The following is a 20879-nucleotide window of genomic DNA, read 5'->3' as shown; positions in this document are numbered from 1 at the left end:
ACATCAGGTCGGTCCGGGACCGCCTGTCCCGGGCTCCCGACCGGAGTCGTGAGCGGCCCGCTCCGGGCGCTGGAGCGCCGCGTGGTCCGGATGGTGCAGATCGAACGCGGGCGACTCCGAGCGGATGAGCGGGATCCGCAGGAAGTTGTGCCGCAGCGGCGGGGACGACGTCGCCCACTCCAGTGAGCGCCCGATGGTCGACACCGTGTTGAGCGCGGTGAAGCCGTCGGCGGCGAGGTAGTCCGCGTACCGGCGGGGCATGCCCTCGGCGCCCAGCCAGTGTTGCACCAGGAAGGTGAGGTGGAAGCCGATGAACAGAGTCCAGAAATGGATCTTTCCGAGCCGCTCGTCCAGCATCTTTCCGGTGAACTTCGGCCACCAGAAGGAGAAGCCGGCGAAGGTGGCGAAGACGACCGTGCCGAAGACGACGTAGTGGATGTGGTGCGCCCACACGACCACCGACAGTCCGGTGAGACGTCGGCGTCGCGAACAGCAGCAGCATGATCGTGCCGTGCAGCGTGAACGCCTGGTTGAACTGGTCGTTGCTGATCAGCTGGAGCCCGGGGCGGGCCAGCTCCGCCCGCATCACCAGGGCCATCGATCCGGCGATCAGAAAGAACCCGAACGAGGTGATCAGTTAGAGATGGCCGACCCTCTTGTGGTCGGTGGTCGTCAGCCAGTCCACCACCGCCCTGCCGTGTCCCCGGACCGGCGGCGGCTCCTCGGCGGCCCGCACGGTGTCGGTCCCCATGAGTACCCCTCCGTATCGGCTCCGCGTCCGCCGGGACTTCGCCACACGATGCTCGCGGCCGCCCTCGCCCATCTCGCGTGTTCACGCCGACCGGAAATGCGGGAATTCTGTGGAGGGTCCGTGAATCAAACGTGCGCGGTGGTGTTCGACACGGCTGTGCGAGTTGAATTCCCAGGCCGCTGAATTCCCTTGGGAGGCCCCCTGGGAATTACTCCGGAACGCCGCTCACCAGCCCCGTGCGGGTGAAAAACCGCACCGTGATCGCGTGTCGAGTTCCTGTGACAGAGGTGTGACACACCGCGTACAGGAAGATGGCGATACCTGTGTAAGGGCGCCTACGGTGAAGGTATGGCTTCCATACCGACGTCACCCCCCGTACAGCCCGACGACGACCCCGCGGCGTATGTCGGCCTCGACGACCGCGTCGCCGAGCGCCGGGCCCGCTCCCGCGGCTGGACGACCGTGCGGTCGGTGCCTCCCGGCTCCATCATCACGCTGGAGTACGTGGTGGGCCGGATCAACTTCGAGGTACGCGACCACAGCGTCATCCGCTGCTGGGTCGGCTGAGCGAAAGGCCCCGGCGCGTCCGCCGGGGCCTTTCCTGTGCGTTCGCAGCGCCTGTCGGCGCGTCAGCCGCCCGTCAGCCGCCCGTCAGTGGGCGGGAACGGGGTGGCCTTCGGGTGCCCGCCGGTGTGACCGGCGTCCGCTCGGAGCGCAGCACCGCGTGCGTACGGGGCTGTGCCAGCGTCGTCCGGATGGACGACGGGGCAGTGGCGTGACCGCCCGCGGCGGCCGTGCCCACCGGCTCCGCCACCGGCTCGCGCAGCGGCTCGTCCTGGGCTTCCGCGACCTGTCGCTGCGGCTGTAGGGCCGGCAGCGGCCCACCCGGGGCCACCGGCGCCACGGGCAGCGCGGGCATCGCCGTACGGCGCTCCCGCAGCCGGTCGCGCGCCTGGTCGCGGGCGGCGAGGATCAGCACCTCGGCGCGGGCGATCAGCGGCTCGCACCAGGGCAGGCCCAGCAGGATCAGCAGCCCCGCGGCCCAGCCCAGCAGCACATCGCTCAACCAGTGCGTACCGAGGTAGACGGTGGTCAGACCGACGCCCAGGGCCACCACGGCCGACAGGGCGGAAAGGTGTCGGCGTGCCCGTGGCGTCGTTGCCAGATAGGACAGAATGCCCCAGGTCACCACGGCGTTGGCGGTATGTCCCGAAGGAAATATATCGCCGCCCGCGAAGAGTTCGGACGAGCCGATCTGCGTCGCGTAGTGCGGGCCGAGCCGGCCCAGGCCGATCTTGACGGCGCCCACCGTCACGTTCAGCAGCAGCAGTGCCGTGCCGAGCACGAGCAGCGGGCGCAGGGTGTGCTGGCGCCATGACCGCCAGCCGAGCCAGGCCGCCACCATCACCGCGGTCGGGCCGCGCTGGCCGAGCACCACGAAGTAGTCGAGCGGCGCGTGCAGCTCCGGCCACTGCTGGTACGGGCGGAACAGCATGACCTTCCAGTCGATGAGCACCAGCCACGACGACGCCAGCACGGCCACGACGATGGCCAGATAGAACACGGACGTCCCGCCGAAGAGGGCGAGACGCGTGCGGCTCATCCGCGGGATCTCAATCTTCGGCGGTTCCGGCTCCCGGTCCAGTCGGGCAAAGATGTCGGTACGCACCCAATCGACGTTACAGGGAGTGAGCGTCGGGCCCGGCCGTTCCGGTCTCTTTGTGATGACGATGTGATGTGGAGTGGGTCTCGACGCCTGTTTATCCGGGGCTTATCCATAAAGTCGGCCGAGTGCTCGCCCTAATGCCGGACCAGGTTCTTCCGTAAGTGTGTTTGTGTACCGCAGGAAAGGGCGTCCGGCGGAGTGCTGGCAAGGAATTCGTACGCCGTTCGGAACCGTCGACGGCGTGTCGCGGGGTGCCTCCCGCGCTCCGCCCGCGTGTCGCCGCCCACCCCCGCACGTGGCGCACGCCACACTCCCCGGCGAGTCCTGGTGAGAGGTGGGCCACGCGCCACCCGCCCCACGTCACGTAGGCTGACCACTCGCTCGCCCTCCCCAAGGTTCGACTGCGCTCGACCAGGGGGATCCCCAGATGCAGGGCCGCCCCGCGGAACGTCCCCTCCCCGGCCGGCGGCCGCCGAGCGCGAGAGTCCCACGCGGGAGGTACCTACATGTCGGGAACGACCACGGCCGGAGCGCGTCCGCGTGTCGCCGGTGGCGGTGCCAACCGCTGGGTCGTCCTGGTCGTCCTCTGCGTGAGCCTGCTGCTGGTCGCGCTGGACGCGACCGTCCTCCACGTCGCCGTCCCCGCGGTCACCGAGGATCTCCGCCCCAGCTCCACGGGCCTGCTGTGGATCGTCGACGCCTACCCCCTCGTCTGTGCCTCGCTGCTGATCCTCTTCGGCACGCTCGGCGACCGGGTCGGGCGGCGCCGGATACTGCTCGGCGGTTACGCGCTCTTCGGCGTGGCGTCCGCGGTCGCGGCGATGGCCGACACGCCCGCCGTCCTCGTCGCCGCCCGCGCGCTGCTCGGCGTCGGCGGCGCCATGATCATGCCGGCCACGCTCTCGATCCTCCGTGCCGTCTTCCCCGACCGGCGTGAGCGGGCCACGGCCATCGGCATCTGGACCGCCGTCGCCGCGGTCGGCGCCGCCACCGGGCCGGTACTCGGCGGGTTCCTCGTCGAGCACTTCTGGTGGGGCTCGGTCTTCCTCATCAACATCCCGCTGATGGCGCTGATCCTGCCGGCCGGCCGCTGGCTGCTCCCCGAGTCACGGGGCAGCGGCGAGGGCCCGTGGGACGTCGTCGGCGCGCTGATGGCCGCCGCCGGTGTGCTCGGTGTCGTCCTCGGCGTCAAGCGGGCCGGCGCCGGCGACCCCCTGAGCCCGGCCACGCTCGTTCCGCTGCTCGTCGGCGCCGCGCTGCTGATGCTCTTCGTACGGCGGCAGAGGCGCCGGGCGCACCCGCTCATCGACATGCGGATGTTCTCGCGCGCCGCGTTCACCACGGCCGTCGGCTGCATCGTGCTCGCCATGCTGGCGCTCGTCGGCCTGGAGCTGATAGCCGTCCAGTACCTCCAGCTGGTCCTCGGCCTCAGTCCCCTGGAGACCGGGCTGCGCCTGCTGCCGCTGACGTTCGCCGCGATGGCCGCGGGCGCCACCGGCTCGTACACCCTCGCCCGGCTCGGCCCGCGCCGGATGGTGGGCTTCGGCTTCGTGCTCACCGCCGGGTCCGTGCTGCTGCTGGTCCTGATGGGCCAGCACGACCGGCCGCTGCTGCTCACCGTGGGCTTCGTCCTGCTCGGCTTCGGGCTCCAGACCACTCTGTTCGCGGCGTACGAGTCGATGCTCAGCGAGGCCCCCGCGGACTCCGCGGGCGGCGCGGCGGCCATCGGTGAGACCTCCTACCAGCTGGGCGCGGGCATGGGCATCGCCCTGCTCGGCAGCGTCATGAACGCCGCGTACGCGCCGGGGCTCGCCGGTGTGCCGGGCGTCCCCGCCGAGGCGAGCGCCGCGGCGGCCAACTCGCTGGGCGAGGCGTACCAGGTGGCGGCCCGGCTCGGCGGCGCGGCGGGCGAGGCCCTGCACACGGCCGCCCGTCACTCCTTCGTCCACGGCCTGCACATCACGCTGCTGGTCAGCGCGGGTCTGCTGCTCTCCGGGGCCGTGATGGCGCTGCGGCTCCCGCGGGTCATGGAGGCGCAGTCGGCCGGGGCCTGCGAGAGCGCCGACCGCGACGGACAGCCGCACCACGCCGACCCGGCCGTCCCGGCCCAGGCGGCCGCCCCGCGTGTCGTGGCCAAGTCCGCCACGCCCGACACCCCCGTCCCCGCGGCGCGTGAGTCACAGGAGGTGCGCGAGGCTCAGGGGACGCACGAGACCTGCGAGGGCGCGCGGGTCACGGCCCGCCGCGCTCCGGCGGAGCCGGCCGCCTCTGGACGCGCGGCGCGCTGAGCCGTAACGTCAGCGCGCAGCTTGACTATCAACGGTAGTTTCAAGCTCCCCCAAGTTTCTGTGGTGAGCCAGCCGCCGGAGGCCCCGTATGTCCGCACCCTCGAAGCTCCCGCCGTTCGACCCGCACGACCCCCTCGGCGTCGACGACCTCCTCGCCCCCGAGGACCTCGCCGTCCGCGACACCGTGCGCGGCTGGGCCGCGGACAGGGTCCTGCCGCACATCGCCGAGTGGTACGAGAAGGGCGAGCTGCCCGTCATCCGCGAGCTGGCCCGGGAGCTCGGCTCCATCGGCGCGCTCGGCATGTCGCTGGAGGGCTACGGCTGCGCGGGGGCGACCGCCGTCCAGTACGGACTGGCCTGCCTGGAGCTGGAGGCCGCCGACTCCGGTATCCGCTCCCTCGTCTCCGTCCAGGGCTCGCTCGCCATGTACGCGATCTGGAAGTACGGCTCCGAGGAGCAGAAGCAGCGCTGGCTGCCCTCCATGGCGGCGGGCGAGACGATCGGCTGCTTCGGGTTGACCGAGCCCGACCACGGCTCCGACCCGGCCGCCCTGCGCACCTACGCCAAGAGGGACGGCACGGACTGGGTCCTCAACGGCCGCAAGATGTGGATCACCAACGGCTCGGTGGCCGGGGTCGCCGTCGTGTGGGCGCAGACCGACGAGGGGATGCGCGGCTTCGCCGTACCGACCGACACCCCGGGCTTCTCCGCGCCGGAGATCAAGCACAAGTGGTCGCTGCGGGCGAGCGTCACCAGTGAGCTGGTGATGGACGACGTACGGCTGCCCGCGGACGCGGTCCTGCCGGGTGTCACCGGACTGAAGGGCCCGCTGAGCTGCCTCTCGCACGCCAGATACGGGATCGTGTGGGGCGCCATGGGCGCGGCCCGCGCGTCGTTCGAGACGGCGGTCGACTACGCGCGGACCCGGGAGCAGTTCGGCCGGCCCATCGGCGGCTTCCAGCTCACCCAGGCGAAGCTCGCCGACATGGCGGTGGAGCTGCACAAGGGCATCCTGCTCGCCCACCACCTGGGGCGGCGGATGGACGCGGGGCGGCTCCGCCCCGAGCAGGTCAGCTTCGGCAAGCTGAACAACGTGCGGGAGGCGATCGAGATCTGCCGTACGGCGCGTACGATCCTCGGCGCCAACGGGATCTCGCTGGAGTATCCCGTCATGCGGCACGCCACCAATCTGGAGTCGGTGCTCACCTACGAGGGCACTGTCGAGATGCACCAGCTGGTGTTGGGCAAGGCGCTCACCGGGCTCGACGCCTTCCGGTGAGCGGGCCCGCCCGTCAGCTCTGGTTGAAGAAGCCGTCCTCGGAGCGGCCCCCGGGCTCCCCGTTGACGATCTGCGTGTCCGCGGGCGTCAGCAGGAAGACCCGGGTCGCCACCCGTTCGATGGAGCCGCGGAGCCCGAAGGTGAGTCCGGCCGCGAAGTCGACCACACGCTTGGCGTCGTCGGGCTCCATCGAGGTGAGGTTCATGATGACCGGGACGCCGTCCCGGAACAGCTCACCGATCGCCCGGGCGTCGCGGAACCCGTCGGGGGACACCGTGGCGATCCGGCGTCCCTCCTCCTGGGCGGTCTCGGAGGCGACCCGCACTCGCGGGTCGGTCACCCAGGCGTCGCCGGTCTCAGCACCCTCGGCGTACTCGTCGTCGTAGTAACGCTCATCGTTGTCCTCGACGAGTCCCAGCCATGCACTCGCCTTGCGCACCGATCCCATCGACGCCTCCTTTCAACGCGGTCACTTGTGGTTCCGCACCCCTATGGTCGTCCATGATGCGGATCGCGCGCCAAGTGGATAGTCGCCGCGCGAGCGTTTCGTGACGGTACTGGTGCAGAAGATATGGCGATTCGTCAGGGTTCTTGCTGCGTAGCGGCCTTCTTGTAACTCAAATATGAAATTCGGATCGGATGGGCGAGTCGTCGGGCTGTACGGGTGAACGACCACCGTCGATACCATGCCCAGCGAACACCGGGACAGCACACGGGGGAGCGCCGTGTTCGGAATCGTCAGACCATGTGCGCACCGGATCACCGACGGCCTCGGGACCGAGTGGACGGCGCACCTCTGCGGCCTCCGCCCGCCCTGAGGGCCGACCGCGGGCGGTTCGCCTGAGGAGCGCGAGGGCCGCTGCCACCGTGCGCCGGCGCCCACTCCGTGTGGTCGCGGGCTGACCTGCGACGCCCCCAACGCCCTCTTGCGCAGGGGGTTTTACGCACGAATACTTCCCGAGCAGCGCTTGCCGGGCCGCGCCCGGCTGCGCCTCACGGGCCCGACCACCCCCCACGGCGGGCCCCCGATTCCCCTCGGGAGGAATGCGAAGTGAGGATCAAGCGCACCACCCCCCGCAGCGGCGCGACCAGACGGAGCCGTCTGCTCGCCCTCGGCGCCGGACTGGCGGCCGCCGCCGCGCTCACCGTCCCGGCCACCAACGCCAACGCGGACACGGCCGGGACGTTCACCGCCGACCAGCTGTCCGCCGCCGGTGAAGCCGTCCTCGCGGCCGACGTCGCCGGTACGGCCTGGCACGTCGACCCCGCGACCGCCACCCTGGTCGTGACGGCGGACTCCACCGTCTCCAAGGCCGACATCGCCAGGATCAAGCGCACGGCCGGGGCCGGCGCGGGCGCCCTGCGCGTCGAGCGCACGTCCGGGAAGTTCTCCAAGTACCTCTCCGGCGGCGACGCGGTCTACGCCGACAGCTGGCGCTGCTCACTCGGCTTCAACGTCGTCAGGGGCGGCACGTACTACCTGCTCACCGCCGGGCACTGCACCGACGGCGCCGGCACCTGGTACACCAACTCGCGCCGCACCACGACGATCGGCGCGACCGTCGGCTCCAGCTTCCCGGGCAACGACTACGGCCTCGTCCGGTACGACAACACGTCCCTGTCCCACCCGGGCTCGGTCGGCGGCACCGACATCACCGGCGCCGCGGACGCCTCCGTCGGCATGTCCGTCACCCGCCGCGGCTCCACCACCGGCACCCACAGCGGCACGGTCACCGGCCTCAACGCCACGGTCAACTACGGCGGGGGCGACATCGTCCGTGGCATGATCCGCACGAATGTGTGCGCCGAGCCCGGCGACAGCGGCGGACCGCTGTACTCCGGCAGCCTCGCGATCGGGCTGACCTCCGGCGGCAGCGGAAACTGCCGCTCCGGAGGAACGACGTTCTACCAGCCCGTCAAGGAGGCCCTGAAGGCCTACCGCGTCAGTATTTACTGACGGCGGCGGAAAGCCCCCGCCCGTGCGCGCCGGGCGGGGGCCGACGAGCACGGGGGACGGATGAAGCGCATCGGAGTGACGGGCCACAGGAACATCCCCGCCGAGCTCCACGCCCATGTCCGCGCCGCGATGACCGCCGTCTTCGACAGGCACCGCGGGTCCTCCCTGGAGGCGCTGTCCAGCCTGGCCGTCGGCGCCGACACGCTCTTCGCGGACATCGCACTCGCCAGCGGCGCCGAACTGACCGTCGTCGTGCCCAGCGGCGACTACGAGCGGGGCTTCACGGCCCCCGAGGAGCTCACCCGCTACCGCACGCTGAAGGAACGGGCCACGCGGGAGGTGCGGCTCTCGTACGCCCACTCCACCGACGAGGCGTACTACGCGGCCGGCGCGTACATCGCCGACAACTGCGACCGCCTCCTCGCCGTGTGGGACGGGCGGCCGTCGCGGGGGCTGGGCGGGACGGCGGACATCGTGCACTACGCCCGCGCGCTCGGCCGGCCGGTCACGGTCATCTGGCGCGACGGCGTCGAACGCCTCTGACCGGCAGCTACCTCCGGTGCTGCACCAGCCAGTCCGTGTGCTGCGGAGACACCAGGCGCTCCGCCTCGTACACCGCGGCCCCCCACTCCTCCTCCGTGACCACCGTCTCCATCGCTGTGTGCATCGCCGCCAGATCCTCCTCCACCAGCGAGTGCGCGGCGATCAGCGGCTGGTGCCGGCGGATCTCGCTCCACGCCACGGACGACGCCGCCGCGGCCGACAGCAGCCCGGCCACCGTCGGCGACCCGCCCGCGGAGAACGCCTGGAGCAGACCCAGCAGCAGGGCCAGCACCGTGAGCGCGGCGGTCGTCGCCGACCACAGGACGGTCGCGTGGCGCGACACCACCTGGCGCCGGTGGTACCAGGTGCGCTGCTCGATCAGCCGGTCCCGGACGTAGGTCTCCTTGCGCACCCTGAACGGCTTGTCGCGCAGCATCCGCATCGCCGGAGTGATGAGCCCGCCGCCCGTCGCCTTGTCCGTGTCGCGCGGGTCCTGCCAGCCCACCTTCCGCAACTCCGCGAGGCCCTCCTCCAGGCGCGACAGATAGGTCCCGTCGACCTCCGGCGCGTCCGAGTCGAAGGGCGTGCCGTGCACCGCGTACCGCCACGACATCGACTTGATGAACTCCGCCGCCGACCTGTTCAGTTGCCAGTGCGACTTCGCCCGGCGCCGCGCCGCGCGGTACGTGACGACCAGCACACCCGCGTACGCCAGCGCGCTCAGCGCCCCCGCCAGGCGGAATCCCTCGCCGATCCGCCACCCGCCGGGCAGCGCCGCCAGACAGGCCCCCAGCACGAGCAGGAGCAGTTGTAGACGCGTGGCCTGTACGGCCTCCCGCTGACGCGCGACGGCGATCTCATCGGCGCGGTGGAACAGCATCGGCAGATCCGCGTTGCGGAAGACCATGCTCTGGAGCGGGCCGTGATAGCCGGTCATGCGCACCCCCCGTGTGCGGTTTTGTTGTCACTCTTTCAGTGGAATGGCTTCTTCCGGGTCGGTCGGGGAATACTGGCGCAACTCTTCCGTTCCATCCGTATGCGCTTGATTTGCTGCAGGTGGCCACGAGAGTAAAGTCGTGCCGCCGACACCGCAACGGTGCGGTTTCCCACAGATCGACACATATCCCTCAAGGACGGCCGCCGTGAGCGCTCAGACCTCCATGACCTTCGCTGTCGCGAAGAAGAACCGGGTGCCCCTCGCCGAGATCGATGTGCGCGGCACGGACACCGCGAAGAAGATCAGCCGCGTCCTGCCCTCCGAGAACGCCCGTGCACAACGCACCGCCACGTTCAACTCCGCGCTCTAAACTGGCGGAATGACAGGACCCCTGGTCCCATTCCGCGAGGTCGTTCTCAAAGTCCACAGCCGATGTGATCTCGCCTGTGACCACTGCTATATCTACGAGCACGCCGATCACAGCTGGCGCACCCGCCCGAAGACAATCTCCGACGAGGCGATCGCCTGGACGGCCCGGCGACTGGCCGAGCACGCCGCCACCCACTCCCTGCCCTCCGTGTCAGTGATCCTGCACGGAGGGGAGCCCCTGCTCGCGGGCCCCGACCGACTGCGCCGCGTCTGCGCCGAACTGACCCGCGCCCTCGCCCCGGTCACCGCGCTCGACCTGCGGATCCACACCAACGGCGTCCAGCTCTCCCCCCGCTACCTCGATGTCTTCGAGGCGTACGACGTCAAGGTCGGCATCTCCCTCGACGGCGACAGGGCCGCCAACGACCGGCACCGTCGCTTCGCCGACGGCCGCAGCAGCCACCCCCAGGTCCTCCGCGCCGTCGACCTGCTGCACAGCGACCGCTACCGCCACCTCGACCTCGGTCTGCTCTGCACCATCGACATCGAGAACGACCCCGTCGCCGTATACGACGCGCTCACCGCGCTCGACCCGCCGCGTGTCGACTTCCTGCTGCCCCACGCGACCTGGGAGAATCCGCCGCCCCGGCCGGACGGCTCGCCCACCGCGTACGCCGCCTGGATCCTCGCCGCGTTCGACCGGTGGAACAGCCAGGGCAGGCCCGTGCCCGTACGGCTCTTCGAGTCCGTCCTCTCCACCCTCGCCGGAGGGCCCAGCCTCACCGAGTCGCTCGGCCTCGCGCCCACCGACCTCGTCGTCATCGAGACCGACGGCACCCTCGAACAGGTCGACTCCCTCAAGAGCGCCTATGACGGCGCCGCCGCCACCGGCTTCGACGTGTTCCACCACTCCTTCGACGACGTGGCCGCCCACCCCGGCGTACGGGCCCGGCAGCTCGGCCTCGACGGCGTCGGCGACACCTGCCGCGGGTGCCCCGTCGTACGGTCCTGCGGCGGCGGCCTCTACCCCCACCGCTACCGTGCCGACAACGGCTTCGACAACCCGTCCGTGTACTGCGCCGATCTGGAAGCCCTCGTACGCGGCATCGAGGACCGCACCGCCGCCGCCCTCGCGGCCCCCGCGGTCACCGACCCCGACGCGCTCACCGCCGAACAGCACGACCTGACCCGCGTCCTCCTCGCCCGGCTGAACAGCGAGGTCGCGGAGCACGGCGGCGACGACCGCTGGACCGAGGCATGGGAGCTGGCCGGCCTGGTCGAACGCGACCGGCCCGACGCGCTCGACCACGTCGTCGCCCACCCCTACACCCGTACCTGGCTCCTCACCGCCCTCGACGCCCTCCGCGCCCACCGGGCGGACGGCCTCGGTCTCGCACGGCAGCTGGCCCGGTACGTCGCCGCCGCCGTCGTACGGGGTGGGCTGGACACCCCCGTGCGCATCACCTGGAACGGCCGCTTCATGAATCTGCCCACCCTCGGCACCGTGCGCGTCGAGAGCCCGGGGCGGCTCGAGGTACGGGCCACCGGCGACGGCGGATTCCTCGTGCGGAGCGGGGCGGGCGAGAAGCATGTCGCGGCCCCCGCCGAACCCGGCACCGGCTGGCTTCCCGTCCGGGCCGTCGAGGGACTCACGGTCGACGACCACGACTGGTGCCGCGGCTGCTACGGCATCCCCACGGACGGCCCCCTCGACGGCCGCCGGTTCGCCGACTGGGCCGACCGCCTCACCCGCGCCCTGGCCCTCCTGCGGCATGCCGGCATCCCGCGCCTGGAGCACCTCACCACCCTCACACCCCTCACCGGCACCCGACCGGCCGTCGGCCGCCATGGACTCGGCGCCCTGGGGGTGCCGTTCGAAGGCACCCCCGAGGACCTCGCCCGCGCCCTCCTGCGCGGCCACCGCCGTGCCCGGCTCCGTGCCCTGCTCGACATCACCGACCTGTACGCCCTGGACGGCGCCTGGACCCACCCGTCGCCCTGGCACCAGCGGCCCGTCCCGGTCTCCGTCCTCCTCGCCGAGACGGACCAACGCGTGGGCCTCGCGGCGTACGAACCCGGCCACGCCGACCACCTCGGCCGGGCCCTCGGCACCCTGGAGAACGCCGCCGAACTCACCGCGGGCGGCAAACTCCTCGTCTCCGGACTGCGGAAAGAGGCGGAGAACGGACGATGACCGAAAAGGGCTGGTGAATGACTGAACGCCAACGGGGTCCCGCGAACACCGCTCCGTAATGATGAATGAGCTCGTATCCTTCCTTCCCACATCCCAGATACGGGTGTTCGTGTTCACAGCAGGACGGGGGTCGTGTGCACGCGTCACCAGCACAACGAGCGGCGGACCATCGGCCGTACTTCTTTCTCAGTTACGCGCACACACCTCGCTACGAGGCCGCGGGACCCGACCCCGACATGTGGGTCGAGCGGCTCTTCCGCGACCTGTGCGGCCATGTGATGGCCATGACCGACCTGCCCGCCGGTGCCCCGGCCGGGTTCATGGACCGCGAGATACGCTCCGGCGAGGGCTGGTCCGAGCGGCTCGCCGAGACCCTCGCCACCTGCCGGGTCTTCGTCCCGCTCTTCTCGCCCCGCTACTTCGCCAGCGAGATGTGCGGCAAGGAGTGGTACGCCTTCGCCCAGCGGGCCATCTTCCACCAGGCGAGGAACAACAGATCCGCCGACGCCATCGTCCCGGCCCTCTGGGTCCCCGTCCCGCCCGAACAGCTCCCCGGCCCCGCCGAGCGGCTCCAGTTCAACCACCGCGCCTTCGGCGACCGCTATGTCACCGACGGCCTCTACGGACTGATCAAACTCCGGATATTCGCCGAGGAGTACGAGCGGGCCGTCTACGAACTGGCCAAACGCATCGTCTCCGTCGCCGACACCGCCGCCATGGACCCCGGCCGCCCGGTCGACTACCGGCAGGCCCCCAGCGCGTTCGGCCCGCGCGGCAGCGGCTCCCGCCCCCTCCAGGTCACTGTCGCCGCCCCCACCCGGCACGACCTCCCCGAGGGCCGCGAAGCCGACTACTACGGCGACATGCCGCAGGACTGGAACCCGTACCACCCGGAGGCCGCCCGGCCCCTCGCCTACGTCGCCGAGGATCTCGCCCGCTCCCTCAACTACCAGGCGACCATTACCTCCTTCGACCACGACACCGGCCCCCTGGACGCCAAGGTCCCGCCGACCAGACCCGAGCTCCTCCTCGTCGACCGCTGGGCCCTCCAGGACGAGGAGCGCCGCGCCAGGCTCGCCGCGTTCGACGCCGAACACCGCCCCTGGGTCAGCGTCGTCGTCCCCTGGAACCGCATGGACCAGCAGAGCCGCGCGGCCGAATCCGAACTGTCCGAGAAGCTCGAACAGACCATGCCGGTCATGATGGGACAGGGCCGCGCCGCCGGCAGAGCCGCCGCCCGGGGGGTCCCGAGCATGGAGGCGTTCGGCCAGATCCTGCCCCAGGTCGTCGAGGCGGCCGCCCAGCAGTATCTGCGGCACGCCGCCGTCTACCCACCGGCCCCCGCGGGCGGCCGCCCCACCGAGCGGCCCCGGCTGCGCGGCCCCCTGCCCAGCGAGTTCGCCACCACGCACCTCGTCCCCGAGACGCACGAGATCGCCCCCGACGCGGAGGACCCGGATGACCGCCAGTCGTGATGGACGCATCGTCACCTTCTACTCCTACAAAGGGGGAACGGGACGGACGATGGCCCTGGCCAACACGGCCTGGATACTCGCCGCCAACGGCCGACGGGTGCTCGCCGTCGACTGGGACCTGGAAGCCCCCGGCCTCCACCGCTTCTTCCACCCGTTCCTCGACCCGTCCACGCTCGGCGCCACCACCGGCGTCATCGACCTGATCACCGAGTACGCCTGGGCCGCCACCAACCCCGTCCACCGGCCCGACGACTGGCACCGCGACTACACGCGCATCCAGCAGCACGCCGTCTCCCTCACCCCCGAGGCGCTCGGCTGGGAGTTCCCCGCCGGCGGCACCCTCGACTTCGTCTCCGCCGGCAGACAGAACCGCGAGTACTCCGCGACCGTCTCCACCTTCGACTGGGACAACTTCTACGACCGGCTCGGCGGCGGCCACTTCTTCGACGCCCTGCGCGACGACATGAAGGCCAACTACGACTTCGTCCTCATCGACAGCCGCACCGGCCTCAGCGACATCGCCGACATCTGCACCGTCCACCTCCCGGACGTACTCGTCGACTGCTTCACGCTCAGCGACCAGTCCATGGACGGCGCCGCCGCCGTGGCCCGGCAGATCGACGAGCGGTACGGCGGCCGGGGCATCCGCATCTTCCCCGTACCGATGCGGATCGACGAGGGCGAGAAGGAGAAGGCCGACGCCGGACGGGCGCTGGCCCGGCTCAAGTTCGACGGTTTCCCCACCGGGCTCGTCGGTGAGGAACTCGCCGCCTACTGGGGCGCGGTGGAGATTCCCTACCGGCCCTACTACGCCTACGAGGAGACCCTCGCCACCTTCGGCGACGACGCCGGCATCACCAACTCGCTGCTGTCCGCCTTCGAACGGCTCACCGCTGTCATCACCGACCAGCGGATCACCACCATGCCGACCGTCGACGAGGAGGTACGGCTGCGGATACGCGACGCGTTCACCCGCCGGCGCCCCGCCCAGCCCGCCGACCTGTTCCTGTCGTACGTCGCCGAGAACCGCATGTGGGCGGACTGGATCGAGTCCGTCCTCACCCGTGCCGGCTTCCGCGTCGTGCCCCGCGACGTCTCCGCCGAACCGGTCGCCGCGGGTCCCGTCCCGGCCGCGGAGGCCGCCGACACCGCCGCCCGCACGGTGGTGCTGCTGTCCAGCGCGTATCTGAAGTCGGCGCGGGCCGTCGAGTTCTGGCGGCGGGCGACCGCCGAGGACCCCGGCGGCGGGCGCCGCCATCTGCTGCCGGTGCGCGTCGGCGATGTACGGCTCACCGCGCCGTACATCGACCGCGACCCCGTCGACCTGTTCCGCCTCGACGAGGTGCACGCCACCGCCACGCTGCTGCGCGCCCTCGACCGCCCCGTCAAGCTCGCCGACGGGGTGCCGCCCGGGCCCCGGTTCCCCGGGACCGTCCCGAAGATCTGGAACGCTCCGCCCCGCAACCCCGGCTTCACCGGGCGTTCCTTCGTCCTGGAGCGGATGCGGGACCAGCTCGGCGGCGGCATGACCGTCGTACTGCCGCAGCCGCAGACCCTGTACGGGCTCGGCGGCGTCGGCAAGACACAGGTGGCCCTCGAGTACGTGCACCGCTTCATGGCCGACTACGACCTGGTGTGGTGGATGTCCGCCGAGCAGCCCGACGACGTGATCGCCGGGCTCGCCGAACTGGCCGTACGGCTCGGCGCGCAGGTCGGCGAGGACATGGCCGCCGCATCGCGGGAGGCCGTCGACCTGCTGCGGCGCGGGGTGCCCTCGCACCGCTGGCTGCTCGTCTTCGACAACGCCGACGACCCCGACCAGCTCAAGCGGTTCTTTCCGACGGGCGGGCACATCCTGGTCACCTCCCGCAACCAGACCTGGTCGCAGTACGGTGACGCGCTGCCCGTCGACGTGTTCCTGCGCGAGGAGTCCGTCGAGCACCTCCAGCGGCGGGCCAGAGGGCTCAGCGACGAGGACGCAGACCGGGTCGCCGAGGCGGTCGGCGACCTGCCGCTCGCCGTCGAACAGGCGGCGGCCTGGATCGCCGAGACGGCGACGCCGGTCTCCGACTACCTGGAGCAGCTGGAGCGGACCGCGGCCAGCACCCTCTCCCTGAACCAGCCGGCCGGCTACCCGGAGCCGGTCGCCGCGACGTGGAACGTCTCCATCGAACGCCTCAAGGAGCGGTCACCGGCGGCGGTACGGCTGCTGCAGCTGTGCGCGTTCTTCGCCCCGGAGCCGATCCACGCGAACCTGCTGTACAGCAAGGAGATGATCGAGGCGCTGAAGCCCTACGACCCCTCCCTGCAGGAGAAGCTGGTGCTGGGCCGGGTCATCCGCGAGATCGGCCGGTTCGCGCTGGCCAAGGTCGACCAGGTGTCCAACTCGATCCAGGTGCACCGGCTGGTCCAGGCGGTGATCCGGGCCCAGCTCACCGAGGAGGAGCAGCGGGAGGCCCGGCACGCCGTGCACCGCGTCCTGGCGGGGGCCCGGCCGGACGACGACGAGCCGATCGACAACCCGTCGACCTGGCCGACCTTCGCCACGATCTGGCCGCACCTGGCGACGTCGGAGGCGCGGTACTGCCGCGACCCCGAGACCCGCAGGCTCCTCATCGACCGCGTCCGCTATCTGTGGAAGCGCGGCGACTGGAAGTCGGCGTGGACACTGGGCACCGAACTGCGCGACGCGTGGCGCGAGATGCTGGGCGACGACGACCTCCAGTACCTCTACCTCCGCTTCCACCTCTCCAACATCCTGCGCTCCCAGGGCCGTTACGTGGAGGCGCGGAACCTCGACCAGGTGACCCTGGAACGGCAGCGCGCGGTACTCGGCCCCTCGCACCCGCACACGTACATGACGACCAGCGGTCTCGCCATGGACCTCGGCACCCTCGGCGACTACGGCAGGGCGATGGAGCTGGCGACGGAGGCCCACGAGGGCTTCCAGCAGATCTTCCACGAGTCCCACCCGCGTACCCTGGCCGCCGCGAACAACCTGGCGCTGAACCTGCGCATGGTCGGGCAGTACGCCCGGGCGCGGGAGATCGACCAGGACGTCTTCGACCGGCGTACGGAGGTGCTGGGCCCCGACCATCCGTACACCCTGTCGTCCGCCACGTCCCTCGCCCGGGACCTGCGTGAGGTGGGCCGGTACGAGGAGTCCGTCGCGCTGCTCAGCCGGACGTACGCCGCGTACAAGGAGACCCTCGGCCGGGCGTTCCCCGGCACGCTCGCGGCGGGCAAGAGCCTCGCGGTGTCACTGCGCAGGGCGGGCCTCCTCGACGACGCGCGGCGGCTCACGACGGCCACCCGCAACCGCTACCGGGCCAAGTACACGTCGGCGAACCCCGACTCGCTGGCCTGCGACCTGAACCTGGCGGCCGACCTGTACGCGGCGGGGGAGCCGGTCGCCGCCCGGGACCTGGCGCAGGAGGTCGTCGACCAGTACACGAAGGTCCCGGGCGAACGGCACCCCTACACGCTGGCCGCCATCAACAACCTGGGCATCTACCAGTGGGGCTGCGGCGCCCCCGACGTCGCCGAGCAACTGCTGCGGGCCGCGCTGCGGACGATGCGGGACGTGCTGGGGGAGCGGCACCCGCACGCCCTGTTCTGCACGGTCAACCTGGCCAACGCCAAGGCCGACCTGGGCGAGCTGGACGAGGCGCTGGCGATCGAACGCAGCACCGTCGATACGCTGCGCGACGTCCTGGGCGCCCGCCACCCCGAGGTCCTGGCGGTCGCCTCCAACATGTCCGTGACCCTCGGCGCACTGGGCCGCAAGGCCGAGGCGGGCAGGCTCCGCGCCGAGACCGCCGAGGAACTCTCCCGCCTCCTGGGCGACGACCACGCCCTGACCCGTCTCTCCCGCGACGAACGCCGCGTCCACCGCGACCTGGAGCCCCTGGCCGTGTAGGAACGTGCGGGCGTCAGCCGGCGGACAGCAGCCAGGTGAGGACGCGGGGCAGCGCGTGCAGCGCGTCGAAGTGGGCGGCGGCCGGTTCGAGTACGGCCGTCGCCCCCGGGATGCGTTCGGCGAGCCACCGGGAGTGCCCGGGCGGGGAGAAGACGTCCTGCTCACCGTGCCAGAGCAGGACCTCGCCCGGGATGTCCGCCGGGTCGAACCCCCACGGGCTGCAGAACGCCAGGGCGTCGTCGATCCAGCCGTACGGGGAGGTGCGCAACGCCTCCTGGTAGTTGCGGAGCAGCATGGAGCGGACGCCCGCGTCCTTGACGACCAGGCGGTCCGGGAGCGTCAGTTCGCGGCGCAGGTCGTCGAGGAGCTGGACGGGGTTCCGGCGGATCGCCTCCGCACGCGGGGTGAGGCGGGCGGCCACGCCGTCCGGGTCCACCGTGGCGGCCTCGTACTCGCGGACGTTGTGCGCGGTCATGCCCTCGAACCAGTCGAGGCCGTCCGCGTCCCGGGGGGCCAGGGTCACCAGCGTGGCCGTGCGGGTCACCCGCTCCGGGAGGAGCGCCGCGCACGCCAGGGCGTGCGGCGCCCCGCCCGAGCGGCCCACCACGGCGAACCGTTCCAGGCCGAGGGCGTCGGCGATGGCCGTCACGTCGTGGACGACATCGGCGACGCTGCGCCCGGGCAGCCGGTCGGAACCGCCGTAGCCGGGGCGGTCGTACGCGATGAGCTGCATGCCGCGCTGGTAGAGCACCAGGCCCCGGGGTGCGGGGCCGAGTCTGCTGCCGGGCGTGCCGTGCAGCAGGAAGACGGGGCTGCCGTGCGGATCCCCGAGACGTTCCACCATCAGACGCCTGCCGTCCGCGGTGCGCACCCGACGTCTCAAGACCCGCCTCCTGACCCGGAGTTGCCCCGCGTTCGGTTTCCGTCCCCCTTGATGATGTCTCATCGGGGTCTTGCGGGGGAATGGAGAGAAAACAAGACAGGACTAGACCTTACGTGCTGTCCAGCCGGTCATCGCACGCGGTGTTCGCAGTCGGAACCGACCAGTGGTGACCGGGATGGCCCGATGTCTCAGGGGCGCGTTGTGCCGATCGTGTGCACGTCCTGAAGTCGACCTTGTGCGCCGCCTGTTGGCATCGGAATAGTGGAGGACCCATCCTCCGTGCCAGGGCACCCCACTTGCCCGGGCACGGCCCCCACAGGAGGTCGATGTTGAAGCACCGACGCATGCCCAAGAGGAGTGCGGTCATAGCGGGCGGAGCCGTCGTGGCTCTGCTGGGAGCAGCGGTCACGTTCCAGACTGCGAACGCCAGCGACGATGTACGGCAGTTCGAGGTGAAGGTCCTGTCCGCCGACGCGGCCGGAAAGCTCGCCTCCTCGCTCGACGCGAGGCTGGGCGACGCCGGCACCGCAGGCGCCTACTACGACACCGGGTCACGCACCCTCGTGGTGAACGTCGTCGACGAGTCCGCCGCCGACATGGTCCGTGAGGCCGGCGGCAAGGCCAGGGTCGTCGAGCACTCCCTCGCCGAGCTGAAGGGTGCCCGGCAGACGCTGAAGACCCGGGCGACCATGCCCGGCACGTCATGGGCCGTCGACCCGGTCACCAACAAGGTGGTCGTCACCGCGGACAGCACCGTCAAGGGCGCGTCCTGGGAGAAGCTCACTCAGGTGGTGAAGCGGCTCGGCTCGAAGGCGGAACTGAAGCGGTCCGCCGGCGCGTTCAGGCCCTTCGTCGCCGGTGGCGACGCCATCCACACCGGCGGCGGCCGCTGCTCGCTGGGCTTCAACGTCGTCAAGGACGGCGAGCCGCACTTCCTCACCGCCGGCCACTGCGGCGGCACCGGCTCCCAGTGGTCCGACACCCAGGGCGGCCCCGCGATCGGCACGATGGTCGACTCGCAGTTCCCCGGCAACGACTTCGCGCTGGTGAGGTACGACGTGAACGTCGACGCCCCGAGCGCCGTCAACCTCTACAACGGCAACGGCCAGGAGATCGTCGGCGCCGCCGAGGCGACCGTGGGAATGCGGGTGATCCGCAGCGGCTCCACCACCCAGGTGCACGACGGCCAGGTCACCGGCCTCGACGCCACCGTCAACTACGGCAACGGCCAGATCGTCGAGGGGCTCATCCAGACCACGGTCTGCGCCGAGCCCGGCGACAGCGGCGGTTCGCTCTTCTCCGGTAACGCGGCCGTCGGCCTCACCTCCGGGGGCAGCGGCGACTGCACCTCCGGCGGCACGACCTTCTTCCAGCCCGTCACGGAGGCCCTGGAGGCGTACGGGGCCCGGATCGGCTGACCCGCGGTCCTGAGGCGAGGGGCCCGTACGGTGCGACGTTCACCGTACGGGCCCACGTCGTGTCCGGCCGCGTCATGTGCCGATCGGCTTGCCCGGCGTGCCGTTGTCGCGGCGCAGCGACGACACGGTCAGGGCGACCACCGTGCCGGCGAGAGCCCAGATCGCGAGCACCAGGAGTGAGCCCGAGATCGCGTTGCCCTTGAAGTACGCGATCGAGCGCGCCGCCCAGGTGCCCGCCCCCGGCGGCAGGGCCGGGCCGATCGCCCGCCAGAAGTCGGGCAGCATCGGACCCGGGAAGGCGCCGCCCGCGCTCGGATTGCCCGCGATCACGATGATCAGAACGGCCAGGCCGATGCCGACGATCCCGGTCAGCGCCTGGAGGGCGAGGGTGAGTGCGCCGACCGCGAAGACCACCAGGGCGCCCAGGCCCCACAGGGCCGCCACGCTGCCGGGCAGGGCGCCGAGGACGGGGCCGACGATGAGCGCGCCGCCCAGGCCGCCGAGGACCGCCGACAGCGCCAGTACGGCGAGACGGATGATCGCGCGCTGGATGTTCATGGGCCGGGCGCCCGCGCTGATCGCCAGGACCGAGGCGAGCAGATAGCCGCCCACGCACCAGCCCACGACGAGGTAGAACGCGGACAGCCCGTCGAAGTCCTCGTCGGAGGCCGGGGCCACGTCGAGGGTGCGGACCGTGCGTCGCTGGGGCAGCTCCGCCGCCGTGATGATCCGCTCCAGGGAGGAGGCGAGGACCGTCCCGCTGCCGGAGGCGACGAGCAGGGTGTCGGTGGTGCCCTCGGGGTTCACTACGAGGGCACCGTAGATCTCCCGTTCGAGGATCTGCTTCCGGGCCTCCGCCTCGTCGGTCACCGAGCGCGCGTCGAGCGGGTCGCCGGGCAGCCGGTTCAGCCGCTGGGCGGCCTGTTCCCCGCCGAGCCCCGGTGCGGCGACCCCGAAGGGGACGTTCCTGGGCGTGGGGTCGTGCAGGGCGCCCACGTAGGAGGCGATGAACAGCAGCTGGAGCGCGAGTACGCCGATGACCAGCAGCGCGGCCCTGGGCGTGACGGCACTGCGCATCTCGGAGGCGAGCGTCATGCCCCCACGCTGCGGGCCGGGACCCGTTTCCGCAGGTGGGACGGGCCCGAATGGTTGAGGAGCAGTAAGCTCGAACGAAGTCGTACATTAGTTCGAGTTTGGTCT

The 20879-nt window shown here is 71.4% G+C and carries 15 protein-coding genes and 1 pseudogene; 10 read left to right on the top strand and 6 right to left on the bottom strand.

Features of this window, described 5'->3' with window-relative positions; genetic code table 11:
* Window positions 1-3: 3 nt before the first annotated feature.
* Window positions 4-637: pseudogene (locus tag FVS66_RS09765) on the bottom strand (cbb3-type cytochrome c oxidase subunit I).
* A gap of 462 nt (window positions 638-1099) precedes the next feature.
* Between FVS66_RS09765 and FVS66_RS09760 the strand changes: the two are divergent.
* Window positions 1100-1318 (top strand): I78 family peptidase inhibitor, encoded by a 219-nt coding sequence (locus tag FVS66_RS09760; RefSeq protein ID WP_149180617.1) that lies wholly within the window; start codon window positions 1100-1102, stop codon window positions 1316-1318.
* A 73-nt stretch (window positions 1319-1391) separates the two neighbouring features.
* On the opposite strand, the gene FVS66_RS09755 is transcribed toward FVS66_RS09760, so the two are convergent.
* Window positions 1392-2420, bottom strand: coding sequence for a phosphatase PAP2 family protein (locus tag FVS66_RS09755; protein WP_149180616.1), 1029 nt, complete (start codon window positions 2418-2420; stop codon window positions 1392-1394).
* Between the two features lie 503 nt (window positions 2421-2923).
* Here FVS66_RS09755 and FVS66_RS09750 point away from each other — a divergent pair.
* Window positions 2924-4705 (top strand): MFS transporter, encoded by a 1782-nt coding sequence (locus FVS66_RS09750; protein WP_149180615.1) that lies wholly within the window; start codon window positions 2924-2926, stop codon window positions 4703-4705.
* 88 nt (window positions 4706-4793) lie between these two features.
* On the top strand, window positions 4794-5984 hold the full coding sequence (locus FVS66_RS09745) for an acyl-CoA dehydrogenase family protein (RefSeq protein WP_149180614.1): 1191 nt from the start codon (window positions 4794-4796) through the stop codon (window positions 5982-5984).
* A 13-nt stretch (window positions 5985-5997) separates the two neighbouring features.
* Here FVS66_RS09745 and FVS66_RS09740 read toward each other — a convergent pair whose 3' ends face one another.
* Window positions 5998-6432, bottom strand: a complete 435-nt coding sequence (locus FVS66_RS09740) for a cell division protein SepF (RefSeq protein WP_149180613.1) — start codon at window positions 6430-6432, stop codon at window positions 5998-6000.
* Between the two features lie 603 nt (window positions 6433-7035).
* On the opposite strand from FVS66_RS09740, the gene FVS66_RS09735 reads away from it, so the two are divergent.
* Together FVS66_RS09735 and FVS66_RS09730 are read left to right on the top strand one after the other, a co-directional pair.
* Window positions 7036-7941 carry a S1 family peptidase gene (locus FVS66_RS09735; protein ID WP_149180612.1) on the top strand — a complete coding sequence of 302 codons (906 nt, stop codon included), beginning with the start codon at window positions 7036-7038 and terminating at the stop codon, window positions 7939-7941.
* A 60-nt stretch (window positions 7942-8001) separates the two neighbouring features.
* Window positions 8002-8484: a hypothetical protein gene (locus tag FVS66_RS09730; protein WP_149180611.1), complete on the top strand. Its 483-nt coding sequence runs from the start codon at window positions 8002-8004 to the stop codon at window positions 8482-8484.
* A 7-nt stretch (window positions 8485-8491) separates the two neighbouring features.
* Here the strand turns inward: FVS66_RS09730 and FVS66_RS09725 are convergent, their stop codons facing one another.
* Window positions 8492-9391: a DUF4231 domain-containing protein gene (locus tag FVS66_RS09725; RefSeq protein ID WP_149180641.1), complete on the bottom strand. Its 900-nt coding sequence runs from the start codon at window positions 9389-9391 to the stop codon at window positions 8492-8494.
* A gap of 235 nt (window positions 9392-9626) precedes the next feature.
* On the opposite strand from FVS66_RS09725, the gene fxsA reads away from it, so the two are divergent.
* From fxsA to fxsT, 4 genes are all read left to right on the top strand, one after another.
* Window positions 9627-9791, top strand: coding sequence for an FxSxx-COOH cyclophane-containing RiPP peptide (gene fxsA / locus FVS66_RS09720; RefSeq protein ID WP_262386892.1), 165 nt, complete (start codon window positions 9627-9629; stop codon window positions 9789-9791).
* A gap of 9 nt (window positions 9792-9800) precedes the next feature.
* Entirely contained in the window at window positions 9801-11984 is a 2184-nt protein-coding gene (gene fxsBH / locus FVS66_RS09715) for a radical SAM/SPASM protein FxsBH, inactivated beta-hydroxylase extension form (RefSeq protein ID WP_187645457.1), read from the top strand.
* 134 nt (window positions 11985-12118) lie between these two features.
* Window positions 12119-13459 (top strand): TIR-like protein FxsC, encoded by a 1341-nt coding sequence (locus FVS66_RS09710; protein WP_262386891.1) that lies wholly within the window; start codon window positions 12119-12121, stop codon window positions 13457-13459.
* Window positions 13443-17378 (top strand): FxSxx-COOH system tetratricopeptide repeat protein, encoded by a 3936-nt coding sequence (fxsT, locus tag FVS66_RS09705; protein WP_149180610.1) that lies wholly within the window; start codon window positions 13443-13445, stop codon window positions 17376-17378. The genes FVS66_RS09710 and fxsT overlap by 17 nt, the downstream gene beginning before the upstream one ends.
* 13 nt (window positions 17379-17391) lie before the next feature.
* Here fxsT and FVS66_RS09700 read toward each other — a convergent pair whose 3' ends face one another.
* Window positions 17392-18261 carry an alpha/beta fold hydrolase gene (locus tag FVS66_RS09700; RefSeq protein WP_149180609.1) on the bottom strand — a complete coding sequence of 290 codons (870 nt, stop codon included), beginning with the start codon at window positions 18259-18261 and terminating at the stop codon, window positions 17392-17394.
* A gap of 329 nt (window positions 18262-18590) precedes the next feature.
* Between FVS66_RS09700 and FVS66_RS09695 the strand changes: the two genes are divergently transcribed.
* A complete protein-coding gene (locus FVS66_RS09695; RefSeq protein ID WP_149180637.1) occupies window positions 18591-19679 on the top strand; it encodes a S1 family peptidase in 1089 nt (362 codons plus the stop codon).
* Between the two features lie 72 nt (window positions 19680-19751).
* Here the strand turns inward: FVS66_RS09695 and FVS66_RS09690 are convergent, their stop codons facing one another.
* The gene (locus FVS66_RS09690) at window positions 19752-20774 is read right to left on the bottom strand and encodes a DUF3533 domain-containing protein (RefSeq protein ID WP_149180608.1); all 1023 of its coding nucleotides are present in this window, start codon (window positions 20772-20774) and stop codon (window positions 19752-19754) included.
* Window positions 20775-20879: the final 105 nt, after the last annotated feature.

This window comes from Streptomyces sp. TRM49041, assembly GCF_008271805.1.
Taxonomy (GTDB): Bacteria; Actinomycetota; Actinomycetes; order Streptomycetales; family Streptomycetaceae; genus Streptomyces.
Note: the sequence above shows the minus strand (reverse complement) of the source record. Positions and strands in the feature narration are given on the sequence as shown.

Bases quoted from the DNA above. Each gene is read 5' to 3' on its own strand.
- FVS66_RS09730 (WP_149180611.1), top strand. From the start codon at position 8,002: ATGAAGCGCATCGGAGTGACGGGCCACAGGAACATCCCCGCCGAGCTC.
- fxsT (WP_149180610.1), top strand. From the start codon at position 13,443: ATGACCGCCAGTCGTGATGGACGCATCGTCACCTTCTACTCCTACAAA.
- FVS66_RS09745 (WP_149180614.1), top strand. From the start codon at position 4,794: ATGTCCGCACCCTCGAAGCTCCCGCCGTTCGACCCGCACGACCCCCTC.
- fxsBH (WP_187645457.1), top strand. From the start codon at position 9,801: ATGACAGGACCCCTGGTCCCATTCCGCGAGGTCGTTCTCAAAGTCCAC.
- FVS66_RS09760 (WP_149180617.1), top strand. From the start codon at position 1,100: ATGGCTTCCATACCGACGTCACCCCCCGTACAGCCCGACGACGACCCC.
- FVS66_RS09740 (WP_149180613.1), bottom strand. From the start codon at position 6,432: ATGGGATCGGTGCGCAAGGCGAGTGCATGGCTGGGACTCGTCGAGGAC.
- FVS66_RS09750 (WP_149180615.1), top strand. From the start codon at position 2,924: ATGTCGGGAACGACCACGGCCGGAGCGCGTCCGCGTGTCGCCGGTGGC.
- FVS66_RS09690 (WP_149180608.1), bottom strand. From the start codon at position 20,774: ATGACGCTCGCCTCCGAGATGCGCAGTGCCGTCACGCCCAGGGCCGCG.
- FVS66_RS09725 (WP_149180641.1), bottom strand. From the start codon at position 9,391: ATGGTCTTCCGCAACGCGGATCTGCCGATGCTGTTCCACCGCGCCGAT.